General features: G+C 63.3%; 24 protein-coding genes. 7 read left to right on the forward strand and 17 right to left on the reverse strand.

What is annotated here, in order from left to right; translation table 11 throughout:
- Window positions 1-98 precede the first annotated feature (98 nt).
- Complete coding sequence (locus tag ACZ5OO_RS03785; protein WP_464078521.1) at window positions 99-266, forward strand: hypothetical protein; 168 nt, start codon at window positions 99-101, stop codon at window positions 264-266.
- Here ACZ5OO_RS03785 and ACZ5OO_RS03790 read toward each other — a convergent pair.
- The 3 genes from ACZ5OO_RS03790 to ACZ5OO_RS03800 are packed head-to-tail and all read right to left on the reverse strand — an operon-like array spanning window position 250 to window position 2,396.
- The gene (locus ACZ5OO_RS03790; RefSeq protein WP_464078522.1) at window positions 250-972 is read right to left on the reverse strand and encodes a class I SAM-dependent methyltransferase; all 723 of its coding nucleotides are present in this window, start codon (window positions 970-972) and stop codon (window positions 250-252) included. The genes ACZ5OO_RS03785 and ACZ5OO_RS03790 overlap by 17 nt on opposite strands.
- A gap of 46 nt (window positions 973-1,018) precedes the next feature.
- Window positions 1,019-2,047, reverse strand: a complete 1,029-nt coding sequence (locus tag ACZ5OO_RS03795) for a V-type ATPase subunit (RefSeq protein ID WP_464078523.1) — start codon at window positions 2,045-2,047, stop codon at window positions 1,019-1,021.
- 10 nt (window positions 2,048-2,057) lie between these two features.
- Window positions 2,058-2,396, reverse strand: a complete 339-nt coding sequence (locus ACZ5OO_RS03800) for a hypothetical protein (RefSeq protein WP_464078524.1) — start codon at window positions 2,394-2,396, stop codon at window positions 2,058-2,060.
- 227 nt (window positions 2,397-2,623) lie between these two features.
- Here ACZ5OO_RS03800 and upp point away from each other — a divergent pair, with 227 nt between their 5' ends.
- Complete coding sequence (upp, locus tag ACZ5OO_RS03805) at window positions 2,624-3,259, forward strand: uracil phosphoribosyltransferase (RefSeq protein WP_013267349.1); 636 nt, start codon at window positions 2,624-2,626, stop codon at window positions 3,257-3,259.
- Here upp and ACZ5OO_RS03810 read toward each other — a convergent pair.
- Genes ACZ5OO_RS03810 through ACZ5OO_RS03825 form a run of 4 tightly spaced genes read right to left on the reverse strand, consistent with a single transcriptional unit; the run spans window position 3,256 to window position 6,386 of the window.
- Window positions 3,256-4,011 (reverse strand): enoyl-CoA hydratase/isomerase family protein, encoded by a 756-nt coding sequence (locus ACZ5OO_RS03810; protein ID WP_013267350.1) that lies wholly within the window; start codon window positions 4,009-4,011, stop codon window positions 3,256-3,258. The genes upp and ACZ5OO_RS03810 overlap by 4 nt on opposite strands.
- Before the next feature lie 32 nt (window positions 4,012-4,043).
- Window positions 4,044-4,409 carry a hypothetical protein gene (locus ACZ5OO_RS03815; RefSeq protein ID WP_013267351.1) on the reverse strand — a complete coding sequence of 122 codons (366 nt, stop codon included), beginning with the start codon at window positions 4,407-4,409 and terminating at the stop codon, window positions 4,044-4,046.
- A 40-nt stretch (window positions 4,410-4,449) separates the two neighbouring features.
- Entirely contained in the window at window positions 4,450-5,619 is a 1,170-nt protein-coding gene (locus tag ACZ5OO_RS03820) for a CaiB/BaiF CoA transferase family protein (protein ID WP_464078525.1), read from the reverse strand.
- On the reverse strand, window positions 5,616-6,386 hold the full coding sequence (locus ACZ5OO_RS03825; protein WP_464078553.1) for an HpcH/HpaI aldolase/citrate lyase family protein: 771 nt from the start codon (window positions 6,384-6,386) through the stop codon (window positions 5,616-5,618). The genes ACZ5OO_RS03820 and ACZ5OO_RS03825 overlap by 4 nt, the downstream gene beginning before the upstream one ends.
- 197 nt (window positions 6,387-6,583) lie before the next feature.
- On the opposite strand from ACZ5OO_RS03825, the gene ACZ5OO_RS03830 reads away from it, so the two are divergent.
- On the forward strand, window positions 6,584-7,873 hold the full coding sequence (locus ACZ5OO_RS03830) for an MFS transporter (protein WP_013267354.1): 1,290 nt from the start codon (window positions 6,584-6,586) through the stop codon (window positions 7,871-7,873).
- On the opposite strand, the gene mvk is transcribed toward ACZ5OO_RS03830, so the two are convergent.
- From mvk to gcvH, 7 genes are all read right to left on the reverse strand, one after another.
- Complete coding sequence (gene mvk, locus ACZ5OO_RS03835; protein ID WP_013267355.1) at window positions 7,874-8,788, reverse strand: mevalonate kinase; 915 nt, start codon at window positions 8,786-8,788, stop codon at window positions 7,874-7,876.
- Between the two features lie 97 nt (window positions 8,789-8,885).
- Entirely contained in the window at window positions 8,886-9,665 is a 780-nt protein-coding gene (locus tag ACZ5OO_RS03840) for a tRNA (adenine-N1)-methyltransferase (RefSeq protein ID WP_464078526.1), read from the reverse strand.
- An 80-nt stretch (window positions 9,666-9,745) separates the two neighbouring features.
- On the reverse strand, window positions 9,746-10,657 hold the full coding sequence (locus tag ACZ5OO_RS03845; protein ID WP_148217215.1) for a succinate dehydrogenase/fumarate reductase iron-sulfur subunit: 912 nt from the start codon (window positions 10,655-10,657) through the stop codon (window positions 9,746-9,748).
- A gap of 11 nt (window positions 10,658-10,668) precedes the next feature.
- A complete protein-coding gene (locus ACZ5OO_RS03850) occupies window positions 10,669-11,028 on the reverse strand; it encodes a succinate:quinone oxidoreductase hydrophobic anchor subunit D (RefSeq protein ID WP_013267358.1) in 360 nt (119 codons plus the stop codon).
- 12 nt (window positions 11,029-11,040) lie between these two features.
- Complete coding sequence (locus ACZ5OO_RS03855) at window positions 11,041-11,532, reverse strand: succinate dehydrogenase/fumarate reductase transmembrane subunit (RefSeq protein WP_013267359.1); 492 nt, start codon at window positions 11,530-11,532, stop codon at window positions 11,041-11,043.
- Between the two features lie 13 nt (window positions 11,533-11,545).
- The gene (locus tag ACZ5OO_RS03860) at window positions 11,546-13,297 is read right to left on the reverse strand and encodes a succinate dehydrogenase/fumarate reductase flavoprotein subunit (protein ID WP_013267360.1); all 1,752 of its coding nucleotides are present in this window, start codon (window positions 13,295-13,297) and stop codon (window positions 11,546-11,548) included.
- A gap of 111 nt (window positions 13,298-13,408) precedes the next feature.
- On the reverse strand, window positions 13,409-13,834 hold the full coding sequence (gcvH, locus tag ACZ5OO_RS03865) for a glycine cleavage system protein GcvH (protein ID WP_013267362.1): 426 nt from the start codon (window positions 13,832-13,834) through the stop codon (window positions 13,409-13,411).
- An 84-nt stretch (window positions 13,835-13,918) separates the two neighbouring features.
- Here gcvH and tldD point away from each other — a divergent pair, with 84 nt between their 5' ends.
- From tldD to ACZ5OO_RS03885, 4 genes are read left to right on the forward strand one after another with little or no spacing between them, the layout of a single operon-like run.
- Window positions 13,919-15,253 (forward strand): zinc metalloprotease TldD, encoded by a 1,335-nt coding sequence (gene tldD, locus ACZ5OO_RS03870; RefSeq protein ID WP_013267363.1) that lies wholly within the window; start codon window positions 13,919-13,921, stop codon window positions 15,251-15,253.
- A gap of 4 nt (window positions 15,254-15,257) precedes the next feature.
- Complete coding sequence (locus tag ACZ5OO_RS03875; RefSeq protein WP_464078527.1) at window positions 15,258-16,517, forward strand: TldD/PmbA family protein; 1,260 nt, start codon at window positions 15,258-15,260, stop codon at window positions 16,515-16,517.
- Between the two features lie 48 nt (window positions 16,518-16,565).
- Window positions 16,566-17,069, forward strand: a complete 504-nt coding sequence (locus ACZ5OO_RS03880) for a hypothetical protein (protein ID WP_464078528.1) — start codon at window positions 16,566-16,568, stop codon at window positions 17,067-17,069.
- A 10-nt stretch (window positions 17,070-17,079) separates the two neighbouring features.
- The gene (locus ACZ5OO_RS03885; RefSeq protein WP_464078529.1) at window positions 17,080-18,741 is read left to right on the forward strand and encodes an SLC13 family permease; all 1,662 of its coding nucleotides are present in this window, start codon (window positions 17,080-17,082) and stop codon (window positions 18,739-18,741) included.
- 94 nt (window positions 18,742-18,835) lie between these two features.
- On the opposite strand, the gene ACZ5OO_RS03890 is transcribed toward ACZ5OO_RS03885, so the two are convergent.
- From ACZ5OO_RS03890 to ACZ5OO_RS03900, 3 genes are read right to left on the reverse strand one after another with little or no spacing between them, the layout of a single operon-like run.
- A complete protein-coding gene (locus ACZ5OO_RS03890; protein WP_048812899.1) occupies window positions 18,836-20,014 on the reverse strand; it encodes an MFS transporter in 1,179 nt (392 codons plus the stop codon).
- Between the two features lie 54 nt (window positions 20,015-20,068).
- Window positions 20,069-21,235, reverse strand: coding sequence for a pyridoxal-phosphate-dependent aminotransferase family protein (locus ACZ5OO_RS03895; RefSeq protein ID WP_464078530.1), 1,167 nt, complete (start codon window positions 21,233-21,235; stop codon window positions 20,069-20,071).
- 45 nt (window positions 21,236-21,280) lie between these two features.
- Complete coding sequence (locus ACZ5OO_RS03900; protein ID WP_464078531.1) at window positions 21,281-22,978, reverse strand: M28 family peptidase; 1,698 nt, start codon at window positions 22,976-22,978, stop codon at window positions 21,281-21,283.
- Between the last annotated feature and the right edge of the window lie 42 nt (window positions 22,979-23,020).

Consider the following 23,020-nt stretch of genomic DNA (forward strand, 5'->3'; position numbering starts at 1 on the left):
GCCGTTAAAATCGCTGGACCCCTCGGCGTAGCTGGTGGTAGGCCCTGCAGGTCTTCGACTACAGGGGGAAGGAGTGCCCCGAGGGCTACGTCCTGGCCATGAGGGTGATAGACAAGCTCAGCGTCGGCGAGGAGGCGGAGGTGCTCATGGACTCCTGGAGGTGCGCCGCCATGATAATTTACTCCCTCAAGGAGAACAGGAAGGTCAGGGTCGACGTTGACAAGGACGGCAACGTGATAAGGTTCAGGTTCACGAGGGTCTCCTAGGCCCCTCGGCGTACAGTATGCCCACCAGGAACGGCGTGGGCTTGAAGGACACCCTCCTGAACCTCCTCGAGGCCTCCCTCACCAGCTGGCTCGGGGTCAGCATGCTGAGCACAGTCCTGTAGATGTCGCCGAACTTGAGGCCGTCCCTGCCGCACCCCATGGCAAGGCCTATGGCGGGGCCTATGTACCTGAACTGCATGAGCGACATGGCCAGCTCCAGGGAGTTCTCGGGCCTGTAGAGGTCAAGTATGGCGAGCCTCCCGTCGTTCTTCAGCACCCTTGAGAACTCGTCCAGCGCCATCAGGTAGTTGGCCGCGTCCCTGAAGGAGAACATGGCCACGGCCCCGTCAAAGCTCCCCTCCCTGAAGGGCATGTGCTCGAACATTCCCTGCGCGGCCCCCGTGCCGTCCCCGGCAGCCCTTGAGGCCCTGAGCAGGTTGAGCGCGCCGGGGTCCATGGCCACTACCTTGGCCCTGGGGTACAGGGCCCTGACCACCTTGGTTGAGGTGCCCGGGCCGCAGCCCGCGTCAAGTATGGCCTCAGGGGGGTCCCTGTTAAGGCCTATCAGGGCGGCGGCGAGCACCCTGAGCTTCCTGGCTAGGTAGAAGCTTATGGCGTCGCTCACGGGCTCGTAGCAGCCCTTGGTCGAGAGCCTTTGTATGTCGTCAACTATCAGGTTCCACAGCTCGCCCTCGAGGCCGGACATGAGGTCAAAGGCCCTTTAGCGGCCTGGGCGCTTGGGAATTAAAAGGCTAGGCCAGGGCCTGCTCCAGCTCCTCCTGGGTCAGGTTGAGCATTATGCCGCTGAGCGCGGACCTTATGTTGTCGACCTCTAGCATAAGCAGCGTCAGGGCGGCGGCCACCAGGGCCGGCGTGAACGGGTAGCCCTCGTATACGGCCTCGGCGGCCCTCTGGGCGGCCAGCCTGGCCGACCTCCTGACCGAGACCATGAGCTCCCTCCTGGTCTTCCCCTCAAGCCTTGAGCGCCTCAGCAGCGGGGCCACGTCGAGGATCAGCCCCGAGAGCTCGCCCTCGAAGCCCCTCTCGTAGGCCGCTGCCATCAGGTCCCAGCTGACGCCACAGACCTTGGGCCCCTCTATGGCTCTGGCGAAGGTCTTGGGGTTCACCCTTATGGCCCAGGCCTCCAGGACGCCCAGGGCGGCCCTCTCCTCTATAAGCGGGCACACGACGCTCTCTACGTCGCCCACGTCCTTGCTGGTGAAGCCCGCCACCGCGCTCCTGAACATGATGAACGAGCCGGTGAGCGAGAAGAACGTGAAGACCTCGGGCTGCCTGAGCTCAGCGTAGGCCTCAGAGGCCGTGGCAAGGGTCTTGGCCAGGTCCCTGTCCCTCACCACCTCCTGGAGCCTCGTCATCGTGGGCGAGGCCTCGACCTCCTGCAGGACGTAAGCCATGGAGCCGAGCCTCCACTCCGCCGAGGGCAGCCACCTCGGCGGCCTCTGGCCCTCAGCTATCGCCCTGGCCACTATCATAAGGTCCTCGACCTCCTTAGCTTTGGCGAAAGCGGCTGCCAGCCCCTTGGCCTCGTCAGGGGAGAGCCTGTAGACCTCCTCCACCGTCGAGAAGTAGAGCGACGCCAGGGCCCTCTCCACGCCCTCCAGATCCTTGGCCTCGGCCACGGGCGCGTACATGCTGTCCCTGAGGACTGCTACGGCCTCGGCGAGCGGAGGGGCCAGCTCCCTCACCTTGGGGCCAAGCATCCTAGACTTGAGGTACCTCAGCAGGGGGACTACCTTAGCGTAGTCAGCAGGCCCAGCCAAGGGCTACACCTCAGCCGGAGAGGGCCTTCTTGACGGCCTCCACTACAGCCTGAACGGCCGCCTCCCTGTTCTGCTGGGCGAGCCTGTTGAGCCTCTCCTCCGCCTCAGCCAGCCTCCTCCTCAGGTCCTCGTCGACCTTGGCCTTCTCCGCCTTGTAGGCCTCCTCCAGCTCCCTGGCGGCCTCCGCTATTAGGGGGTCAACTGAGGAGGCCAGCCTCGATGACAGCTCGTCGGCGGCCTTAACAATGTTGGCCTGCTGCTCCTTCACGTAGGCCTCGGCGTCCCTCAGCCTGGACTCAAAGCTGACCACGGCGTTCAGCAGCCTGTCCACGGCGCCCTTGGATGACAAGCCCAGCACCGGTAAGTTGGCCACGGCCTTGGTTAAAAGCGTTTAAGGCCAGCGCTATTCGTCAGCAGGGTCGTCAGGGCCAACGTTAACGGTTGCAGCAGCCTGTTTTAAGCGCTGAGAGGACTCACAGTTGCCCTCCAACGTGACCATGCCCTAGGCCTCTGCCTGAGCAAGAGGCCCTAAAAACCTCCGCAGGGAGATAGTTAGGGCGTCTGAGCTTGGAGCGCGTGCGGGTCTTAGGTGACGAGCTGCCATACGCAAGGTGGCTGCTCCTGAAGCTGAGGGACAGGAGGACCGACTCGCCGACCTTCAGGTACTACATGAGGGAGGCGGGCAGGCTCCTGGCTATAATGTCGTCAGCTGAGCTGGAGTGGACCAAGGAGTCCGTCACCACGCCGCTGGGGGTGCAGACGGAGGAGCTTAACCTGGCGGCCCCTCCGCTGCTTGTGGGCGTCCTGGGCGCCGCCCTGCCGCTCCTCGAGGGCTTCTCCGAGGTCTACCCACAGGCCCCGGTTGGCCTCGTGGCGGCCAGGAGGCTCGAGGACAGGGACGGCGTTAAAGTCGAGCTCTACTACAGGAGGCTGCCGAGGGTCCACGAGGGGGTTGCAGTCGTCCTCGACCCTATGCTGGCCACCGGCAGGACCCTTGACAGGGTGATATCGGAGGTCAAGTCCCTCGGCTCTGGCAAGGTGATAGTTGGCTCGGTCATAGCGTCAAAGCAGGGGCTGTCCTTTATACTCTCAAGGCACCCGGACGTGTCCATTTACACGCTTGCCGTGGACCCAGAGCTTAACACGTCGTTCTTCATAGTCCCGGGGCTGGGCGACGCGGGGGACAGGGGCCTCGGGGTCTCGCCGCCTTAGGCCCTTTTCCTGTTGAGGAACTGCAGCACCCTCTCGCGCACCACCGGCCTCGCGGTGAACGCAGCCAGGGTCCTCAGCCCCTTGTCGCTCAGGGCCTGCATCTTGGCCTCAGCCATGAGGGCCCTGGCCGCCGCAACTGCCTCGGGCTCGGCTTCGGCTATCTTGGCTGAGACCTCCTCGACCGTCGACCTCAGCTGCTCCACGCCGTCCACGACGCCGTTTATTATTCCGTACCTCGCCGCCTCCTCCGCAGTTATGAGGTCGCCCGTGAGCACAAGGTATGAGATCACCTTGGGCATGCCGAGCAGCATGCCTATGGTCGAGGAGGCCGGGGGCACCATGCCGTACCTCAGCGGCGGCAGGCCAAACTTGGCCCACTTAACTGCGTATGCCAGGTCGGCGGCGTAGAGCACCTCAAAGCCGGCGCCCAGGGCGTAGCCGTTAACCGCGGCTATGACGGGCTTCCTGCAGTTGAAGGCGGCCCTGCAGAAGCCCCCGAGGCCGTCATACATGAGCCTCCAGGCGTCCTCCTCGCTCTGGGCCTCGGCGGTCTCCTTGAGGTCTATGCCAGTTATGAAGAACTTCTCGCCGGCCCCGGTTATAGCTACGGTTGCCGTCGAGCCGCTGGAGCACTCGGCGTTTATCGCCTGCGTGAGCTCCTGGAGGTCCCTGTAGCCCAGCGAGTTGCCGGCCTCCTGCCTGTCAACTATTATCCAGGAGGTGTGCTCGCTCCTCTCAACCCTTATGGCCATGTTATCCCCAGTGAGCCAACGCGCTCAAGGTATTAATGCCTTTCATTGTCGTCCAGCAGTATAAAGGCCCTCCTGTACCCCGGGCCCGACACTATGACTGCCCTCCTGGGCCTCGCGGCGTCGGCCGAGAGGTAAGCGGCGAAGGCGAGGCCAAGGAGTATGCCGTAGTATGCCACAGTTATCGCGAAGCCCGCCCTGAGCGACCACGGCGGGTAGGAGGCCACCATCAGGGCCGCCAGGGCGAGCGATATTGCCAGAGACGCCAGGGCCCTGGAGCCCCCAAGGCTGGCCCTCCCAAGGGAGGCGCTGCCCCTGAGCCTGAGCTCCCCTCCTGGGGTAACCAGGATTACCTCGTCGCCCTCCACCCTGTAGGATATGGCGAGGCCCTCGGCCCTCAAGCTCAGCCCCGCAGCGGCCTGGGCCGCGGGAGATAAATGCTCAGCCAACGACGCCGTCAGCCCTCAGGGACTCCAACTCCTTGTCGTCAAAGCCCAGCTCCCTGAGCACCTCCTCCGTCTGCTCCCCCTGCCTCGCGGGCGGCGGGGACCTGATCTGGGGCCTGACCCCGTTGAGCCTGCCCGGGAACGAGATGAGGCCGTAGGGGGACCCGCTGACCCGCTCCACGTCCTCCCTCGAGTAGGGGTCAGAGAACAGCTCTGACAGCGTGTAGACGGGGGCCACAGGCACCCCAGCCTTCCTGAGGAGGTCGACCCAGTGGTCCCTGGGCCTCGTCGAGAAGACCTCCTGGAGCCTCCTGTTTATGTATTCCCTCCTGCTCACCCTGGCCAGGTTGCCCTGGAGCTCCCTGTCCTCCGCCAGGTCCCTCAGGCCAAGGGCCTCGCACAGCTTGGCCCACTGCCTGTCGTTAACCACAGCAACCACGAACCACCTGCCGTCAGAGCCCACGTAGGCCTGGTGAGGCGCATATGACGGGTGTTCGTGGCCCAGCCTCTCCGGGTCCCTGCCGGTGGCCAGGAAGGCGTTGACCAGGTAGTTCATGGAGTATAGGCCTACGTCAAACAGGTAGGCCTCGGCGTAGTAGGGCCTCCTGCCCGAGTAGAGCCCCGCCAGGGCCTCGAGGGCCGCCATGTAGCCCGTGAATATGTCGAAGAGGGCGAAGGGGACCCTGAGGGGAGGGTCCGAGGGGGTCCCGAGGGACATCATGAGCCCGCTCATGGCCTGGACTACCATGTCATAGGCCGGCAGGTCGCCGTACTGAGAGTCGGGCCTGAAGCCCTTTATGCTGACGTACACCAGGTCCCTGTTGACCTTGAACAGGGACTCGGGGTCGACGCCGAGCCTCTCCCTTACGCCTGGCCTGAAGTTCTCGAGGACCACGTGCGAGGACCCAGCCAGCCTGGCTATGACCTCCCTGGCCCTCGGGTGCCTTAGGTTAACCGCCACGCTCTTCTTGTTCCTGTTAGACGCAGCAAATATGGCGCTGAGCCCTCCCACCACCGGGGCCGCCTGCCTGACCTCGTCGCCCTCGGGCGGCTCGACCTTTATGACCTCGGCCCCCATGTCGGCCAGTAGCATGGAGGCGAAGGGGCCGGCCACCGCGTGGGTGAAGTCAAGGACCCTCACGCCCTCAAGCGGCAGGCCGCTCAAGCGCCCTCACCGTAGTCCTCGAGCAGCCTCTTGGCGGTGGCGTAGTGCACGTAGTCCACCAGCTGGTCCCTGAACCTTATGGCCCCCCTGCCCTGCCTGGCCGCGGACTCGTAGGCCTTAACTATCTCCCTGGCAAGCTCCAGCTCCTCCTTGGACGGCGTGAAGACGGCGTTTGCTATAGGTATCTGGGAGGGGTGTATGACCTGCTTGCCCACGTACCCAAGGGCCCTGGCCTCCCTGCACTCGGCCTCAAAGCCGGCGAGGTCCCTCAGGTCGAAGAACACGGAGTCTATGGGGTCCACCCCGTAGGCCTTGGCGTAGACCACTATGGCGGTCTTGGCGTACTCGTTCCTCTGGTACCTCTGCGCCTGTCCCCCGACGCTCAGGGCCAGGTCAGCTGGGCCGTAGGTTATGGCCGCCACCCCCTCGGAGGTCACCAGGTCCTCGATCCTCGCGAGCCCCCTGGCGGTCTCAACTATGGGCTCCAGGCTGACCCCCAGGGACCTGTGTATGAAGCTCAGGTCCCCCTCCGCCTTAGGTATGACGACCAGGTCTACGTCGAGCTCAGAGAGCAGGGCAAGGTCCTTGAGGCCCTCCTTGGTAGAAGGCGAGTTTACCCTGACGGCCAGCTCCCTCCTGCCCCAGTCAAGCTCCTTGACCAGCCTCCTGAGCAGGTCCCTCGCCTCGTCCTTCTTGTCGGGCGGCACCGCGTCCTCAAGGTCTATTATCACGCTGTCCGCCTCCAGCTCGGTGCTCTTCCTTATCATGTGCTCGTTGTTCCCGGGCACGTAGAGCTGGGACCTCCTCCTCAAGCCCGGCACCGCCGCTATCTCGCTGAGAAGCGTTTATTACGCACAGGCCCTTTTGCTTTAATTATAACTTTCGTCTAAAGTCTACTTGACAATTGTCTATACTTTTAATCCTGCCGCAGCTCAGCCTCAGGCAATAGCTCAGGTGGCGCAGGTTGAGTGGGTCCAGCAAGAGCCTAGGCGAGGCCCTTAAGCTGGCTATATCCGCGAACCTGGGGTGGGGCTTTGAGCTCTTCGACTTCGTCGTATACCTTTACGCTGGAACCACTATGGCTGAGCTCTTCTTCCCGTCAAGCGTTAAGATAGCAAGCCTCCTGGAGTTCTACTTGACCCTTGTCATAGGCTACCTCGCAAGGCCCGTAGGCGGCGTCATATTCGGCCACTACGGCGACAGGCTGGGCAGGAAGAGGCTCTGGTTCGTCTCGCTCCTGGGCATGGGCATCTCCACGATAGCCATAGGCTTCCTGCCGACCTACGCAGCCATAGGCATAGCGGCGCCCATTGCAATAGTGCTCCTCAGGGTGGTCCAGGGGCTCTTCGTGGCGGGCGAGTGGAGCGGCGGGATGACTTTTGTCGTTGAGAACGCCCCTGACCACCTCCGCGGCCTCCTGGGCGGGATACAGCAGGGAGGGGCTGCCCTCGGCCTCATATTTGCGGCCATAGCCTCCGAGGTCGCAAGCTACTTCGCCCCGACGCCGGCGCAGTTCGCGTCATATGGCTGGAGGGTAATGTTCTGGTTCGGCGCTATCCCCCTAGCAATAGCCCTCGCCGTGAGGTGGAGGGTCTCGGAGAGCGTGGAGTGGCTGGCCAAGGCCAGGGGCGACCCGGAGAAGGTGCCAATACTCACCGTGTTCAGGAGGTGGTGGAGCCTCGTGATAATTTCGACCCTAATAATAGTTGGCGAGGCCACCGTCTACTACGGGGTGGTCGCCTTCATGCCCGACTTCCTCCAGAACAACGTCGGTATGCCATCCGGCGAGATCGCCATGGTTGTCCTCGTCACAAACATCGTCTGGTTCGTGACCTCACCCCTCTTCGGCTACATAAGCGACATAATAAGGTCCAGGAAGCTTTACCTGGCGGCTGCCTACGCGCTGATAGCGGCTACTTCCTATCCAGTGCTCCGCATGCTCTACAGCGGCAGCTACGCGGCCGCCCTGGCGGCGGGCGCAGTCGTGGGCCTGCTGTTCTCATGGCAGTACGCCGTCCTGCCGGCGTTCCTGGGCGAGAACATAAGCACGAGGGTGAGGTACTCCTACATAGCCTTCGTCATAAACGTTGGCGTGGCCCTCTCGTCCCTAGCGCCGTTCGCGGTGACTTACCTGGGCTACAGAATTAACAACACGCCCCTCGCAAACATACTGGTTGCCATCGGGGCGGCCGTGCTCGCCATGACATTCACCCTGGCGTCGCCCAGGGACAGGATAGGGGCCCCGCTCATGTAATTAGTAGCTGGCCTCCACGACCCTAGCCCCCTCGGCCCCGGCCTCGAGGGCCCTGACCCAGCGCGAGTGGGCCGAGAGGGCGCTAACCACGTCGTTTGTTTTCTCAGGCTGCGCAATGGCTATTATCGAGCCTCCCCACCCGGCCCCAGTGAGCTTGGCGCCCAGGGCCCCGGCCCTCCTGGCGGCGTGTACCAGCTCCTCAAGCTCGGGCGTAGAGACGCCTATTGCCGAGAGGAGCCCGTGGTTTATGTTCATGAGGTTCCCGATGTCCTCCAGTGAGCCCTTCCTGATGGCGTCAGAGGCCAGGTCTATGATCTGCTCCACGAGGCCTATCATGGAGTCCCTGAGGCCCCCTATCCTGTCGAGGAACCTTATCACTGAGAGCACCGGCGCGCTGGTGCTCCTCCTCGCGCCGGAGTCAGCTACTATCAGGGGCACGCTGAGGCCAGGGCTTATGGTTCCTACCACGCCGGCCCCCTTCCTGAAGACAATGGTGCCGCCGTATATCACCGCGGCCGGGTCGACGCCGCTCGGGTTCCCGTGGGCCGCCCTCTCGCCCTCCATGACGACCCGGTAGAGCTCCTCCTTGCTCAGGCCTGCCCCGGCGAGCTCCGCCAGGGCCGAGGCGAGGGCCGCTGACGATGAGGCGCTGGAGCCGAGCCCAGCCGAGGCCGGCGCCTCGCTGCTTATTATAACCCTGGCAGGGGGCACGTCAACGTCAGCGCCCCTCAGGGCCTTCACAACCGCCAGCAGCGGGGTGGCCTCCCTCGAGCTGCAGGAGAGCTCAGGCCCGGTGGCGCACCTGAGCCCAAGGGCTGGGGACTCCACCTCAATGGGCCAGGAGGGCTTCTCGTACGCTATTGCCTGGGTCCAGAGGCCGAGGGCCGTGGCTATGGCCCTTGAGCCGTTGACCACGAAGTGCTCCCCGAAGAGTATTGCCTTGGCCGGGGCTACTGCCTTGGCGTACCTCGTGATTGTCCCTAGGGGAGCCGTGGGCCCAGGAATATTTAAGCTAGGCCAGGGCCCTTAGCACAGTTATGAAGCCCGTGTGGCCTATCATCCTCACGGCGGGCCTGAGGGCCTCTGGCCTGGCCTCCCACTCCCTCTTTATGAGCTCGCTCACCTCCTGCACGGCGTAGCCTCCTATGGACTTCAGGGCGTCGAGAAGCTTAATGACCTGGTTCACGGTGGGCGTGAAGACCACCACCGGGGCCGAGGGCTTGAGCGAGGGCCTTATGGGGCCCAGGGCCTCCCAGGGGTCAGGCATGTCAAGGAACGCCGCGTCCAGCTCCCTCTCCTCAGCCCCCTTCCTTATGTCGCCCTCCTTTATTGTGACGCAGCCCTCAAGCCCAGCGGCCCTCACGTTTGAGGCGGCCAGCTCCCTCATGTCGCTCCTCACCTCATATGTGTAGACAGCTCCCCCCGGGCACACGTGGGCTGCTAGCCATATTGTCAGGAAGCCGCTCCCGGCCCCGGCCTCAAGGACCCTCATGCCGGGCAGGAGGCCCGCCGCGGACGCTATGTAGCCCGCGTCCTTAGGATATATGACCTGGCTCCTCCTCGGGAGGACGTGCATCATTAAGTCGTAAAGGTTGGGCTTCAGCACGTAGGCGACCCCCTTGCCGAGCTCCACCCTTGAGCCCCAGGGGATCCCCACGAGCTGGGACCCCCTCAGGCTGCCGGCAAACGTGGTGTAGGAGGCCTTGGACCTGACCCTGAAGACGTAGCTCTTCCTCCTCTCCCTGCCCTCAACTATCAGCAGCGCCCAGTCGCCCTCGGCGACGGCTGACATGGATGGCCCCAGCTAGAGCTAGGCCCTCAGGCTTATAGGACTTAGGACTAAGGGAAAAGAAAAGGGGAAGGTTAAGACGCTCAGTAGTCCTCGGGCAGCTTGATTACTACAGGCTCCTCCTCGAGCTTCTTGAGGTCAACCCCTGGCAGCAGGGTGGCCTCGGGCGGCAGCGGCACCTTCTCGCCCTTCTCCGGCGGCGGCCCAATGATCTTGCTGACCCTCCTCTTGTAGAGCCCAAGCCTGAACCTGAACAGCTTGCTCCTCAGCGACTGTATGGCGCCCGCGGGGTCGACTGCCTTCGGGCACACGGCGCTGCAGGAGGCGGCGAAGTGGCACCTGTGGCAGCCGTGCTCGGTGTCCACTATCAGGAACCTCTCCTTCCAGCCCTCGTCCCTGACGTCATTGACGAACCTCAGGGCGTACATAAGCGCCTGCGGCCCAAGGAACTCCGGGTCGGCGGCGACCACTGGGCAGGCCGCGTAGCAGAGGCCGCAGTAGACGCAGTTGGTGTACTGGTAAATCTGCAGGTACTCGTCGGGGTACATGTCGTACTGTCCCTTGGGGTTCTCCTGCTCCTCCTTGTCGTTCCTTATCAGGTATGGCTTGACGCTCCTGTGCTTGTTGAAGAAGTCCGTGAAGTCAGTCATGAGGTCCCTTATGACTGGGAAGTTGTAGAGCGGCTCAATTGTCATAACAGGGTTTGCATCACTCACGACCTCTGTCAGCTGGGTCTGGCACGCCAGCCTCGGGGTGCCGTTGACCACCACGCCGCAGCTGCCGCATATGCCCTGCCTGCAGCTGTACCTCATCACTATCGTGTGATCCACGTCCTCCTTTATCTTAAGCAGTGCGTCGAGCACTGTCATGCCCCTGTGGGCCTCTATCTTGTACTCCTGCCACCACGTCTTCTTGGTCTCGGGGTCGTACCTCCTTATCCTCACGGTCACCTGCTTGGGAGGAGACCTCCTCGCAGCCTCCATGTCCATTGCCATTGGCTCTCACCTCACGGGTAAGCAGGCAGCTTTACCACAGTTAGTGTGGCTATAGCGGCGAACACGATAAACACTATCCAGAAGAGGGCGTTTATGGTTGCCGTGTACATCCTGCCCTGCCTGAGCTCAAGCAACATGCCCCTGACGCCGTTGAGGCCGTGGAAGAGCGCAACGTAGGCCAGGAGGAGCAGCGCCCAGCCGAAGTGCACGTAGTCACTGTAGACGAAGGCGGCGGTCAGGGTCTGGTCCATCGTAGACACGCCCCAGATCCAGGGCACCCTCTCAAGCAGGTGGAAGCCAAGCAGCCCTATGAGCAGTATGGCAGTTATGTACTGCCAGATCTGAACGCTCGAGGCCTTACCGCTCGACATTCCCATCACCCCTCACGTGAATATTATCACCCCAGCTATGATCCAGAGCACTATCCACACCACAAAAACAGCGTAGAGCCACTGCCTCTGCGCCGCAGTGAAGGTGAAAGGCACGTAGGGCGGCTTCGGGTCGCCGGGCCTGCCGACGCCGACGCCGAAGAACTCGGTGAGCAGCAGCCTTATGCCGTTGGGGGCGTGGAAGAGCACCGCCCCGGCCACTATGAACTCGCCAATCCTGAAGGCCAGCCCGCTCTCAATGCCCATTATGTGGTTCCAGAAGGCCCAGCCGTTCACGTGGTAGACTATCTGAGACCAGACGGGCGAGTCAGTCTCAAGTATGTGCGCCAGGAGGAAGGCCAGAATTATGAAGCCCGTCACCCTGTGAAGCACGAAGGCCACCCTCTCCGGGTTGTTCTTAGTCCTGACAGTCCACGGGTTGAGGCTCGACCTCCAGAAGCCGGGCCTGTTCTCCTTCTCCACCGCCCCTCCCTGTTCCCTGGCCATTGTAACCACCCCTTCAGTAGTGCCTCTCGACGGGCTTCCACGTGGTTATGGTGACAGGCCAGTATGAAAAGCCGACGCCTAGGTTTGTACTGGCGTCCCTTATAGCTATGGTGTGCTTCAGCCAGTTCACGTCGTCCCTCTGCGGGTAGTCGGTCCTGTAGTGCGCTCCCCTGCTCTCCGTCCTGTTGAGGGCTGCGGCGGCCACCACCACGGCGTTCTGGAGCATGTTGTACGTCTCAAGGGCCTGCACTAGGTCAGTGTTGTAGATCCTCTCCTTGTCCTCAAGGTAGACCTCGTTGAGGTAGGAGTCCCTGAGCTTTATGAGCTGCGAGAGGCCCTCGCTCATGTCCGTGCCGTTCCTGAAGACGTAGAAGTCCTTCATCATTATGTTGTGCATCTGCCTCCTTATCTGATATGACGGCGTGCCACTCTCCTTCTTCACCAGGCCCCACACGAAGTCCTCCTCCTTCTTGGCGACGTCAGGCTCTGGGCTGGAGGGCTCGCCCAGCTTGAGGGCGTACTCGCCCGCGAGCATCCCAGTTATCCTTCCGCTCACCAGGCACTCAGCTGTCGCGTTGCCCCCGAGCCTGTTGGCCCCGTGCACCGATGCCGCGGCGGCCTCGCCGGCCGCGAAGAGGCCCTTGACCCACTTGTGGTCAGGCGTCATGACGCGGTAGTATATGTCGGTTGCTATGCCTCCCATGTGGTAGTGCGCCGCTGGGAAAACGGGCAGCGGCTCCTCGACTGGGTCTATGCCCACGTACCTTATGCCTATCTCCCTTATCGCTGGTAGCTTCTCGTTTATCTTCTCCTCGCCCAGGTGAGTCATGTCAAGCTGCACGTATGGCATCCCTGTGGCCTCGTCAATGAACGCCCTGCCCTGCAGGTACTCCGTGTATATTGACCTTGAGACCACGTCCCTCGGGGCCAGGTCGAGGAACTTGGGCGCGTACCTGGCCATGAACCTCTCGCCGTTCTTGTTCTTCAGTATAGCTCCGTCGCCCCTGGCCCCCTCAGTTATGAGGATCCCGTTGGGCACCAGGCCGGTTGGGTGGAACTGCACCATCTCAGGGTCCTTTATAGCGAGCCCCGCCCTGTAGGCAGCCGCCATGCCGTCGCCCGTCACCGTGTGGGCGTAGGTGGTGAACGGGTAGAGCCTCCCCAGGCCCCCCATGGCTATTATGGCGGCCTTGCTCCTGAACATGTAGAGGTTGCCGTCCTTGAGGTTTATGGCGAAGAACCCCTTGTACGTGTTGTTCTCAATTATGAAGTCCGTGACGAACCACTCGTCGTACCTCTCCCAGCCGTCGTACTGGAGCAGCTTGTTGTAGAGGGTCCTCATCACGGCGTGCCCCAGCCTGTCGGCCGCCATGGTGGTCCTCGGGAAGCTGTGGCCCCCGAAGGGCCTCTGCATTATCCTCCCGTCGGGCCTCCTGGACCACTGTATGCCCCAGTGGTCCAGCAGCAGGATCTCCTCGGGCATCAGCTTCACGAAGTTCCAGACGACGTCCTGATCGGCAAGGAAGTCAGAGCCCTTAATCGTGTCCCAGGCATGCAGGGCGAAGCTGTCCCCCTCCTGGGGGTAGAGGGCGGCCGCCGTGCCTCCCTCGGCGGCCACGCTGTGGCTCCTCATGAGCTGTACCTTGCTTACTATTCCAACGTTGAGCTTATCGCCGTACCTTCTCTTGAGCTCAACTGCGGCCCTCAGCCCCGCGATGCCGGACCCTATGACTACAACATCGTGATAAATAGTCTCAACCGGCATCCAGGCTTTCGCCTCTACACCACGTGTACAGCAAGCTGTGCTGGGAGGAATATAAAGCAAGCAGAGTTGGCTATATTAGTTCAAATAGTAATGCTTTTTAGAAGCTTCAGTTCACTTGCTCCTTGACTTGACGTTGTTGACGTACGCCTGGTGGTCAAGGAACTTAGATTTGTCGAGGCCTCCCTTGACCTCTATGACCGCTATCCAGCCGCCGTCGTATGGCTCCTTGTTTATCAGCTCGGGCCTGTCAAGCAGGGCCTCGTTGACCTCCTTGACGACCCCGTTAACCGGCGAGTACACCTCGGCCGTGGCCTTGACAGACTCCAGCACTGCAAGGTCCATGTTCTCGTGGACCTCCTGGCCGACCTTTGGCAGGTCGACGCCAACTATGTCCTTGAGCTGCCTCTGGGCGTAGTCCGTTATCCCCACCCTCACGCTGTCGCCCTCAACCTTGACCCACTCGTCGCTCTGCGTGTAGAGCAGGGAGTCATCAACCGTGAACGTGGTCTTGCCGACCGTGACCTGGTACCTTGCCAAGCCCAACACCGCGCCTTGGTGCGCTCACAAATATTAATGCTTTAAATCTTGGCAACACGTAGGCCTACAGGCAGGCGCGGGGAAGTGGAGGTCATAGATGAGGCCCTTAGGCTTGGCGCTTCCTTCGCCGACCTGAGGTACTACAGGGCCAAGACGCTCGTCGTCACCAGCAGCGAGGCCAGGGACCTGGTCAACAACTACGGCATATCAGAGGGCTACGCCCTCAGGGCCCTGGTCAACGGCTCCTGGGGCTACTACACCACCTCCTCGGAGGTCACCAGGGAGGCGGCAGGGGAGGCCGTGAGGTCCGCCTCGGGCCAGGGGAACGCCAAGGTGTACCTCCTCAGCCCCCTGAGGGACAGGGTCAGGGTCAGGGAGAAGTACCCGCTTGACAGGGACCCGCTTGAGGTGATGAACGAGCTGAGGAAGGTAAGGGAGCAGGTGAGGGCCGCGGAGCCGAGGGTCAAGTCGATCACTGTCAGCTACGCCCACGTCCAGTACGACAAGGGCTACTGGAGCAGCGACGGCAGGGACCTGGAGCTGAGCTACTCAATATCGAGGGTCTCGCTCACCGCCGTGGCCCGAGAGGGCGACATTGTGGCCTCGGCGTACGCCTCGGCCTCCACGTACCTGGGCTACGCCCTTGAGGCCTTTGACGTCAGCGAGCTCGTGGACACCCTGCTCAGGAGGCTCAGGGCCCAGCTCAGGGGCGTGGCCGTGAAGCCTGGGCAGTACCAGGTTGTGCTCAGCCCCGACGTCTCCGGCGTGTTCGCCCACGAGGCCCTGGGGCACCTGGCGGAGGCGGACCTGGCGGTTAACGGGATACTTGGGAAGCTCAGGGGCAAGAGGATAGGGGCCGAGTTCGTCAACGTCTCAGACTCGCCTCAGCTTGACGAGCCCATGGCGATAGGCATAACCCCCTACGACGACGAGGGCGTCAGGGGGAGGGAGGTCAAGATAATAGAGGGCGGCGTCGTGAAGGAGCTCATGAACGACAGGTCATACGCGGCGTCCCTGGGGGAGGAGCCCACGGGCAACGGGAGGGCCGAGGACTTCAGGAGCAGCGTGATAGTCCGCATGAGGAACACCTACTTCAAGCCAGGGGACATGACGCTCGACGAGCTCCTGGAGGACGTCAAGGACGGCTTCCTTATGGAGTCAGTCATGGGAGGGCAGACGAGCAGCGACGGCACGTTCCAGTTCGGCATACAGGAGGGCTACCGGGTTGTTAACGGTGAGGTGAGGGAGCCCATAAGGGGCGCGGGCATAGCGGGCTACACCATAGAGACCATAGGCAACATAGACGGGGTCTCGAGGGACTTCAGAGTGTGGCCGGGGGTCTGCGGCAAGTCGGGCCAGAGCGTCTTCGTCGGCACAGGGGGGCCCTACGTTAGGGTGTCGAAGCTCAAGGTGGGGTGACAGCATGCAGCTGAGCCTTGAGGACATTCTGAGGAAGGCCTCAGCCAGCGGCGCCCAGGCTGAGGTGCTGTTCGTCAGGTCGCGCTCCGTGGAGCTCTCGTGGGAGAAGATGAGCCAGTACGGCATGACCTACGTCGAGGAGGGGTGCGGCCTCAGGGTGATAAAGGACGGCAGGGTGGGCTTCGCGTACTCTAACAGGTGCACTGAAGAGCTGGTCAACATGGCCCTGTCCTCCATGGAGGCCTCGCAGCCCGACCTCGCCAACGCGCTCCCGGGCCCGGAGCCCGTGAGCCCCCTGGAGGACTCCTACGACAGCTCCCTGGAGGAGCCGTGGGGCCTGCTGAGGGACCTCATGGAGGCCGTCCTCTCCTACTCCGGCAGGGGGCTGAACATAATATCGGCGAGGGCGTGGGGCGGCACGGCAACAGTGACGGTCAAGAACACGGAGGGCGTTGACGTGAGCTCCACCACGTCGTTCGTGGGGGCCGCGGCCACCGGCAACTACATGAGCGAGAGCTACGTCGGCCCTGAGGTTTACGAGTACGGCGACTCCAGGACGGCGAGGGGGGTCAGCGTGGACCCCTTTATGAAGGAGCTCCTGAGGAAGGTCGAGCTCACCAGGAGCAGGAACCCGCTTAAGCAGGTCGACAGGCCCGTGGCCCTGACAGCTAAGGCGGTGTCTGAGCTCCTCTTCCCCCTGCTTAACCACGCCGTGAGCCTTGAGAACGTCTACAGGGGCAGGTCGCCCCTGAGGCCCGGCGACGCCTTGGGGAGCAGGGTGACGGCGGTTGACAACCCCAGGCTGCCAGGCGGCGCATGGTCAAGGGCTTTTGACGGCGAGGGCCTCCCGACCAAGGAGGTCACCCTGATAGACTCGGGCACTTTCAGGACGCCGCTCTCCAACACTTTCTGGGCCAGGAAGGCCGGCGGCGTCAACACACACTCCTCCTGGAGGACCTTCATGACGCTGCCCTCGATATCCATGAGCTACCTGGTGCTGGACGCCCCCTCGGCAGGCGACCTGGGCGACGCGGTGTTCATAGACCAGGTCCAGGGGGTGCACACGAGCAACTTCGACACGGGCGAGTTCGCCGTGAGCGCCGCCCTGGCCTGGGACTCCGACGGCGGCCTCAGGGAGTTCGTGCTCTCGGGCGACCTGAGGTCCCTGCTGGGAGGGGTCATAGGCATGGCCCCCGACAGGTCGAGGTTTGGCAGGGTTGTCAGCGGCACCCTGCTGGTGAGGGGCCTCAGGCTCTCGCCCTGAGCCCTAGCGAATTTTAACTAATGGCCCTTCACAGCCCTGGGGAGAGGCTTGGCGCTTTCCAAGGCGTTCGCAGCCATAGTGATAGCCATATTCCTCCTCGCCATGTTCTCGGCAGGTTACTACGCGCTATTCCAGCCGCGGCAGCACAGGGCCTCACCGGCCGCCACCTCCACGCGCGCCAGGGCCACGACAACTACCTCTTCACAGGGCCTCACCACCACAACAACTTCAACTACCTCAGCGGCCACCTACACACCCTCATTCCTGGTCTTCGTGACAGCGGTGCCGGTTAACGCGGACGGCAGGCTCAACGTCAGCGCCATAGTGTTCTACGACGGCACCCCAAACGTCACCCTGACCTACGCCGCGCTGAGGTGGCCCAACGGCACCGTGGCATGCTACAGGGAGCTTAACATAACTATGAAGTACTACTCCGACGCCAGGGTCTGGGTGAGCTGCGACAGCGTGCCCTTCAGGCCGGGCGAGCAGGTCTACATAATTGTTATGGACTCTGCCAACGAGACCGCGTCCTACGAGGTCACGGTGCCCTAGGGTGTTGCCCTTGCTCACAGTAAAGGCCTACGAGGCCCTCGCGATCCTTGCGTTCTCGGTGGCCCTGCTGATATCAAGGAGGCTGAGACACGACATAGTTGGCGTCATAACCGCCCTGGCCCTGGTGGCCCTCGGGCTGGTCAGCCCCTCGCAGGCGCTCTCTAACCTGTCCTCGGTGGCTGTCATAGTGCTGGCCTCAGCCATGATAATAGCTGGCGTGGTGGCCGACTCCGGAGTCCTTGACGTGGTGGGGGACAGGATAGCCTCGAGGGTGAGGGGCGGCCTCCTGGTTATAGTCATAGTGCTGCTCATATCGCTGTTCAGCTCGGGCTTCGTGAGCGACGTGGCCCTGACGCTCATGTTCATGCCGCTGATCTACAGCGTCGCCTCGCGGATGAAGAGGCCGGCCTCGAGGTACCTGATGCTCCTCTCCTACGCCGCCATACTGGGCGGGAGGTACACGATAATTGGCACCTCCTCAAACATCGTGCTCGAGGGCCTCTGGACCCAGAGGTTCGGGACCCCCTTAGGCATATTCTCGACGCTCCCAGTGGGCCTCGCAGCCGCCCTGGCGGGCCTGGGGGTCGCCATAGCCCTGGTGCCGCTGCTTGTCAGGGGGAGCGCCGGGGGCGCTGCAAGCCTTGAGGCCGTCGGAAGGCACGAGATACTTATTGAGGCCAGCGTCGAGGAGGGAAGCGATATAGCGGGCCTCACCATAAGGCAGGCCGAGGAGAAGCTCGGGGCCAGGATAAGGCTGCTTAGGGGCAGGTTCTCTATATATTCAAGGCGCACCATAAGGGCCGGGGACAGGCTCATACTTTCCGTGGAGAAGGACAGGCTGCCCATCATAATGAGCGTCAAGGGCCTCAGGACTGAGCTTGGCCAGGGCCCCTTCTACGAACTCATGGTGACCGGGGACTCGGCAGTCGTGGGGAACACTGTATATGAGGTCAACCTGAGGCTCAGAGACGTCAAGGTTGTTGGCGTGGCCACCAGGAACAGCCTCAGGAGCATAAGGAGCTACGCCCTGTCGCCGGGCGACATAATCCTCGTTGAGGGCGACGAGAAGGCCGTGGCGCGGGCGGCCGAGGCCTTCAGGCTCACGCCGCTGACCACAACGCCCGTGAGGTCGCTCAACGTCAGGGCAGCGGCCTCCGGCCTCCTTGGCCTGTCCGCCGCCCTGGCCGCCTCGGCGGCCGGGCTTAACATGGCGCTCAGCTTCCTGGCCGGGGCCCTGCTGGCCATCCTCCCGCAGCCCGGGTCGCTGAGGAAGGTCTACTCCTACGTGGACTGGCCCGCGATAGTCTTCGTTGGCACCTACCTCTCCATGGGTGAGGCGCTGCTCAGCTCGGGGCTTGGAAAAGCCATGGGCTTCCTGGCCTCCTCGCCGCTCCTGCTCATGGTTGCCGGCGTGGTCCTCGCTAACCTGGTGGGCAACGTGGCCTCGGCGATAATACTTGGGCCCCTGGCCATCAGCTCGCCCCACCCGCTCACCTCCGTGCTGGCACTCTCAATGGCGGCCTCCTCGACTTTCATAACCCCGTTCTCACACCCCGCCAACCTGGTAGTCTACTCAGCTGGGGGCTACACGCCCAAGGACTTCGCCAAGGCGGGCGTGCCAGTGGCTATCGCAGTGATCGCGGTCACCGCCCTAATGCTTCACCTGCTCTAAGCGCTCAGGCAGCTCGTGCTCCGGTCACCGCCGCCCCAGGCTCTCCAGAGGTGCATCCTCCTCATCGCGCGCCCTCCCTGTTGTACTGGGCCCTTTAATGCCTGTACACCTCCGGGCCCCTGAGGTACCAGGCGACGCCGGCCGCGGCCCCCACGGCCCAGAGGCCCACGTTGTAAAGCATGTACTCCCCCGTCGTCACGTTGGCCAGGTAGAAGACTGAGGCCGCGTAGAGCGCGTAGGGCACCACCCTGACTATCGCTATTGCCGTGCCCCTGTAGTGCACCGGGAAGGCCAGGGGCTCCAGGAGGACCCTGGCCGCCCAGGCCATCTCGCCGAAGATGCCGTTTATCAGGAGTATGTAGACGAACAGGGTGAAGCTGTTCCTAAGGAGGCCCAGGGCGACCGCGGCCACTGCCATGGTAATGGCGCCGCCGAGGTAGCTCACCAGGGCCAGGCCCCTGCTCCTGCCCCATGGGAGCACCGCCAGCGCTATCGGCCCCCCGACGAGCTCGCCCACATTATAGAGGACCAGCAGCAGGCCGGTCTTAGAGGGGAAGAGGTAGGGGCCTATTGTAAGCGCCAGGAAGGCGTAGGTCAGGGCCGTGGCTATCACAAAAGCCGTCAGCGCCGTTACCCTGAACGCTATGCCCGGCCCCTCCCCCGGGCTCGTGACCCTGCCCCTGGACTCCCTCGGCACGGACTGCCACTCGGGCGACTCCGGCATCATAAACCTCATGACAAGTATGACCGCTATGGTCACGCCGAGCACGGCGCCGAGCGCGTCGACCGCAACAGAGACTGGTATGGTGCTGCTCTGGTAGAGCATCATTATCAGGCCGTCTATCAGGACGCCCAGGTTCGACACGTCAGTTATCAGTATGAGCGCGGCCGCCCTCCACCTGGGCTCTATCACCTCCGCCAGGTACGCCAACATGGCTGGCATCTCTCCCCCGAGGCCAACCTGGGCCACCGCAAGGCCCGCGAGGAGGACGTAGACACTGCCCCTGACGCTCAGCAGCGTTACGAGCGAGCCCACGCCGTAGAGGGCCAGGGTGACTATGAACGACGGCTTCCTGCCTATGATGTCCGTGAGCCTCCCTATTATCAGGTTGCCGGCCAGCGTCCCGACCGGTATGGTCAGGTACATGACGCTCACCGCCCAGGAGGGCGCCGAGGACCATATGGCCGCCACGGGCACCAGGCCGAGCACCAGGCCGTAGACTACCATGGACACCGTTGTCGAGGCCACTATCAGGCCCTGCCTTGAGTCCAAGCCCGACACCTGCCCCTGAACCAGCGCCCTGGAGGAAAACGGCCTGCTGAACGTTCAGTACCTGAAGGACTCCAGTGCGGCCCTGGCGGCCTCCTCTGGGCTCACCCTGAGGCCCAGGTCCCTCATGGCGCTGCCAAGGGCCAGGAACGCCCTGGCCAGCTTCTCGGGCGAGGCCTGAACCCCCATGTGGCCAACCCTTATCACCTTGCCCTGCAGCGGCCCCCAGCTGCCGGCTATCATGGTGTTGTACTTCCTCCAGGCCAGGTCCCTGAGCCTGGCCTCGTCGACCCCTTCAGGCACCTCGGCTGCGGTGACCGTGGGCGAGCTGTGCTCCATTAAGTCCGGGTAGTGCCTGAGCCCAAGGGTCTCAAAGCCGGCCCAGGCGGCCCTCCTGGCGGCCAGGTGCCTTGAGTAGACTTTGTCAAGGCCCTCCTCAAGCACCATGTTTATGGCCTCTGAGACCGCGTAGAGGAGCGGCTCGCTCACGGTGTAGGGGAACACGCCCTTGGAGTCAAGCCACGAGTCCCACTGCAGGAGGCTCATGTAGAAGCCCTGGTAGCCGACCCTCCTGGCCCTCTCCATGGCCTCCTCGCTGACGCTCATCAGCGTGACCCCGGCGGGCGCGTTAAGGGCCTTCTGGCTCCCCCCTATGGCTATGTCGACGCCCCAGCTGTCCACCTGGAGCGGCACTGCCCCTATAGTTGAGACCACGTCAGCTATGACGAGCGCCCCGAAGGACTTGGCCACCCTGGCCACGCCGGCCAGGTCGTTTAACATGGCTGAGGGCGTGTCGCAGTGCACCACGGTCACGGCAACTGCGTCCCTGTTCCTCTCGAGGGCCCTCTCTAGGTCCCCCAGGTCCACGGCCCTCCTCCAGCTGGCGCCAAGCTTAACTGGGACCCCTCCGTAGGACCTGACGAGGTCGGCGAAGGCGTCACCGTAGACACCGTTGTCAACGACTATCACCTTGTCGCCCCTGCTCACCGTGTTGGCTATAGCCGACTCCAGGCCGAGCATGGCCTCACCTATCATGAGGTAGACCCTGGACCTGGCGGCCCCGAAGAGCCTGGCGGCCCTGGACCTGAGGTCCTGGTAGAAGCTAAGGAAGTCGGGGTCAAGGTCTGAGTTGGTCTCCTGCCTAGTCATAGCCATCATGACCCTGTAGGGGACCTCCGTGGGGCCGGGGGTCATTATGAGCCTCTCGCTGAACAAGGCTTCCACAGGGCCTGCCTTTGGCCGCCCAAGTAAAAACGGCTTGCTGAACTTTCAGCCCAGCTCTAAGAGCTTCACGTCCGCCAGCAGGTTGACGAGCTCCGTGAGCCTCTCAGCGGAGACCGAGGCTGTTCCATACTCAGCTGCAAGAAGGGCCACCACCTCCCCCAGGGGCCTCTCGGGCGCGGCGAGCATGAGGCCCTCCCTGAGGTAGACAGTGCTGGCCATGGGTCCCGAGGTGGCCAGCAGCTCCTCGACCCTTATGGCTGCGTCCAGCGACCTCCTGGCTATGACCCTCGGGCCCTCTATCATCGGGGGCTTCACCTTTACAACTGTGTCCACCTTGGGCGGCCAGCCCTCGGGAGGCGCCGAGGCCTCCTGCAGTCCCAGGGCCCTGGACATCAGGCTGGCCGCGAGGGAGGCCGCGACCTGGTCCCCGTTGAGGTAGTGCCTCCGCGACAGGGTTGACACGAGCCTTGACCTGAAGGCCGTCGGGTCGGGGGGCGACTTGGCGAGGATGTACAGCGAGGAGGAGGCTATAAGCGACGACAGCCTCAGCATGCGCCTCGAGACGCTGTCAAGGTCGTCGATGTCAGTGTGGTAGTTCACGTCCGGCCAGCCGTTGAGCATAGCTGAGGGAATGCCAAGGGCGGAGGCCACGTCGTGGTCGCTCCCGCCCTCGTAGGGCACCAGCCTTAGGGAGTCAAAGCCCAGGAGCTCGGCGGAGGTCTCCGCGGCCTCCTGAAGCGCGGCGTCGGCCTGCCCGAGGGCGGACAGGCTGCTGGCCACGACCCTCAGGGGGCCGTTGCCGCCGCCAGGCTCGACGCCCACCATGTCAAAGTTAAGGAGCTGGGTGACCTGCCCCTTGAGGGTCTTCGTCAGGGCCACGGCGCTCCCCGTGTACTCTGGCACCCAGACGAACCTGACCGTGGCCTCCGGCTGGGGCAGCTGGCCCCTGTCAATCAGCCTTGAGAGAGCGACCGCGGCCTCCACCAGGGAGGCTGAGCCGCTGCCGTTGTCGTTGGCCCCCGGCGTGGGGTGGCACACGTGGGCCATGGCTGCCGGCCCCTTCCCGTCCTTGTCGCCCAGCCACGCTATGACTATGGGGAACCCCGGGTCCCTCCTCACGTCCGAGTCCACCACAACCGACAGCCTCCTGCCGTGCCTCAGGGGCTCAACCATGGAGCGAGGTATTGAGACGGCCGGCAGGGAGCCGTTGGCGGCCTCGCCCCTGCTCAGGAAGAGGCTCTTGTAGGGCACGGCGTCCGGGGGAGCGGACTCGCTGTAGAAGGCCACCGCCGCCGCGCCGGCGTCGCCTGCTAACCTATATACTATATATGGGTCCCCAGGGCTCACCACGACCTTCCCCTTGGCCGAGGAGTAGGACTCGGGCCTCCACCAGTACCTGTCTATGACTATTGCTTCCGCCTCGGCGCTGCCCGGGGGCGAGTGGGCGGCAGCCAAGGTTGGGTGGGACTCAAGGGTAAGCTCCTGGCCCCCCTCGACCTTCACCCTGGCCTCGTGTATGGCCCAGCCCGTGGGGGAGGAGACCCAGTCGGGGACGTTGGTGCCCCCGAACTTTACCAGCTCCACCTCGAGCGAGTCCCCCGCCTCCTCCAGGAGCACCTCCTGGACGTGCTTCGCGGCGTCGACAAGCTCTATGGTGCCCTGCACCCTGTTGTATGCCGTCAGCGAGGCCAGGACCCTCATGGCCCTGTGGTCGCTTATGGCCGGGCTCAGCGCCCTGACCACGTCCTCAGCCCTTAGGCTCAGACCTCCTCACCGCCTTGGCAG

The organism is Acidilobus aceticus (genome assembly GCF_055392325.1).